Consider the following 3,531-nt stretch of genomic DNA (forward strand, 5'->3'; position numbering starts at 1 on the left):
GTGGGCCGGTCGGATGACCAGGTGAAGGTGCGGGGTTTCCGTATCGAGCTGGGTGAGGTGGAGTCCGCGCTCGCCGGCCATCCGGACATCGCACAGGCGGCGGTGCTGGCCGTGCGGGGCCGGGGGAGTGCGAAGCGGCTGGTCGCGTACGTCGTTCCCGTACCCGGTGCGGCGCCGACCGCCGCCGGTGTGCGGGAGTTCCTGGCGGGCGTCCTGCCGGAGTACATGGTGCCGTCCGCGGTGGTGACGCTGGACGCGTTGCCGTTGATGCCGAACGGCAAGGTCGACCGCAAGGCGCTGCCCAGTCCTGAGCCGTCCGCTGTCGGGGAGGCCGGGTATGTGGCTCCGCGTTCCGTGACGGAGGAGGTGCTGTCCGGGATCTGGGCGCGGGTGCTCGGCCTTGAGCGGGTCGGCGTGGAGGACAACTTCTTCGATCTCGGCGGGGACTCGATCCTCAGCATCCAGGTCGTCTCCCAGGCCCGCGCCGCGGGCATCGCGCTCGCCGTGCAGGACCTGTTCGTACGGCAGACCGTCGCGGCCCTGGCTGCCGCGCTCACCAGCGCCGATGCGGACGAGTCCGCCGGCCGGGACCGACCGCCCGTGGAGGGCCCTGTGGTACTCACCCCTGTTCAGCGCTGGTTCTTCCGTACCCACCGCAAGGACCCGCGGCTGCTCAGCACCGCCGTACGGCTCGGGCTGCGTCCGGGCACCGACCCGGTGGCGCTGGCCGGTGCGGTGACCGCGCTGGTGGCCCATCACGACGCCCTGCGACTGCGCTACGAGCGGACCGGCGCGGGCTGGCGGCAGCGCAATCTCGCCGAGGACCGGTCCGTCACCCTTGACCGCCACGATCTCTCGGCGCTCTCGGCACCGGCCGCTCGGGCCGCCATGGAGGACGCCGTCGAGGCCCTGCGGACCGGCTTCGATCTTGCGGAAGGACCGCTGATCCGCTTCGCGCTCTTCGAACGTGGTGAGCAGGACGATCAGCTGGCGGTGGTGGCACACCATCTGGTCGCGGACGAGGCTTCGTGGCGGGTGTTGCTGGAGGATCTGGCGCTGGCGTATGGGCAGTTGGTGTCGGGTGCGGTGGTGGAGCTGGGTCCGCGTTCCGCGTCGTTCCAGGAGTGGGCTTCGCGGTTGCGGTCGCATGTGGAGGCGGGTGGTTTCGACGCGGAGCTGGAGTACTGGAGCGGGGTCGGCCAGGACGTACCGACCGAACTGCCCGGCCAGGGCACTCCCGCGCCCGACGCCTCGCACGACGGCCTGGTCACGTCGGTGGAACTGTCGGCCGAGTCGACACGGAAGCTCTGCCACCGCGCCACATCGGTCTACCGGACCGGGCCGGACGAACTGCTGCTCGCCGTGCTCGCCCGCGTCCTGGGCCGGTGGGCCTGCCAGGACCGGATTGTCGTGGACGTCGAGCGAGCCGGCCGGGAGGACGTGTTCCGGGGCGTCGATGTGTCACGGACGGTGGGCTGGTTCAGTACGGTCTTCCCGCTGGAGCTGGCTTCCGGAGCCTCCGGCGCGGCTGCCGGCGGGGGTGAGGGTGCGGACCCGGCCGACTGGGACGTACTCGTCAAGTCCGCGAAGGAGCGGCTGCGTGGGGTACCCGGCCATGGTCATGGGTACGGCGCGCTGCGCTACCTCGGGGATCCCGACTCGGCGGCGGGTGACCTGGGCCGTACGGTCCGTCCGCAGGTCGGCTACAGCTGCCTCGACGGGACCGGGACGTGGACCGGGACCGGGGCCGATAGCGGGGCCGGGACCGATGCTGATGTACCGCCCGTCGAGAATCCGCTCTACCACGTGATGGAGCCGGGACCCGACGGGCGACAGCACGGCCCGCTCGGCCCCCGGGCCCACGCGCTGGATGTGGCGGCCCGCGTGGTCGGCGGGCGGCTGGTTGTCAACCTGATCCGGTCGGCCGGTGTGTTCTCCGACGAGGTGATGGAGGGGCTGGCGTCGGCGTTCGTGGGGGAGTTGGAGGGCTTTCTCGCGCATTGTGAGCTGCCGGGTGCCGGTGGTGTCACGCCGTCGGACTTTCCGCTGTCGCCGTTGGATCAGGCGGGTCTGGACGCGGCGGTCGGTGACGGGCGTGGTGTCGAGGATGTCCTGCCGTTGATGCCGTTGCAGTCCGGGATGCTCTTCCACGCCCTCGCCCAGGATGGCTCCAGCGCGTACTTCGAGCAGCTGATGTTCGCCGTCGACGGTGTGTCCGACATCGACAGGTTCGCCGCGTCCTGGCAGCGCATGGTCGACGAGATACAGGCGCTGCGCATCGGGGTCGTGTGGGAAGGCGTGAGCCAGCCGGTGCAGGTGGTGCGCGAGTCGGTCACGCTGCCCATCGAGATCCTGGACTGGCGCGCCGCCTCGGCACCCGAGCACGCCGCACTCTGGACGGACCGTGTCGCCGCCGACCGGCAGCGCGGTCTGGACCTGGGCTCCGTGCCCCTCGCCCGGCTGACCCTGGCCCGGCTCACGGACGACCGTGTCCGCGTGCTGTTCACCTTCCACCACATCCTGCTCGACGGCTGGAGTCTGGCGCGGGTGGTGTCTCTCGTGCTGGACGACTATGCGGCGCGGCGGGATGGGTTGGTGTTGCCGGTGGTGGTGGGTGGTCGTGGGCTGGGTGTTCAGGCGGGGTGGATGGCGGGGCGTGATGTGGGGGTGGCGGAAGAGTTCTGGCACGCTGGTCTGGCGGGTTTTGACGCGCCGGTGGCGTTGCCGTATGACCGGCCGGCTGTTCATGCCGGTCAGGCTCGTTCTTCGGAGCGGGTGGAGGTGGAGTTGTCGGAGGAACTGTCCGGTCAGCTCTTTTCGTTTGCGCGGCGGCATCGGCTGACCGTCAATGCCGTGGTGCAGGGTTTGTGGGCGCTGTTGCTTTCGGGTCGCAGTGGTCAGGGTGATGTGGTGTTCGGCGCGACGACCTCGGGCCGGCCCACTGATCTCGATGGTGCCGAGGACATGGTGGGGTTGTTCATCAACTCTCTTCCGGTGCGGGTGCGGCTGGATCCGGGTCGTCCGGTGGTGGAGTGGTTGCAGGGGTTGCAGAGCGAGCAGGTCGAGGCCCGCCGCCACGACCACCTCCCCCTCAACCGCGTCCAGGCACTCAGCGAACTGGGCCCCAACCAGGCGCTGTTCGACAGCCTGGTGGTCTTCGAGAACGCCCCCGTCGACACCGACGGCGCCGCCGGGCACGGCCTGGAGATCAGCGAGATCGTGGTCGACCAGGCCACCAACTACCCCCTCAATCTCATCGTCTACAGCGGCGACCGACTGACGTTCACCCTCGCGTACGACCCGGACGTGTTCGACCGCGCCACCATCGAGAGCCTGCGCGGTGACCTCGTCCGGCATACGGGCACCGTCGCCGATGCCCCCGCCGGGCGCACGCTCGCGCAGCTGGACCTTCTCGGCGGCGAGCAGCGGCACCGGCTGCTGGAGGAGTGGGGCACGGGTGAGGAGCGGTCGGAGCGGCTGACGCTGGCAGGGATCTTCCGCGCTCAGCTGGAACGGACTCCTGACCTGCCC

General features: G+C 70.4%; 1 protein-coding gene. It reads left to right on the forward strand.

What is annotated here, in order from left to right:
• Window positions 1-21 precede the first annotated feature (21 nt).
• Window positions 22-3,531, forward strand: a 3,510-nt coding sequence (locus CU044_RS28555) for a condensation domain-containing protein (protein ID WP_240045898.1), incomplete at its 3' end; no start/stop codon positions are given.

The sequence above is a fragment of the Streptomyces sp. L-9-10 genome (assembly GCF_004151105.1).
GTDB lineage: Bacteria > Actinomycetota > Actinomycetes > Streptomycetales > Streptomycetaceae > Streptomyces.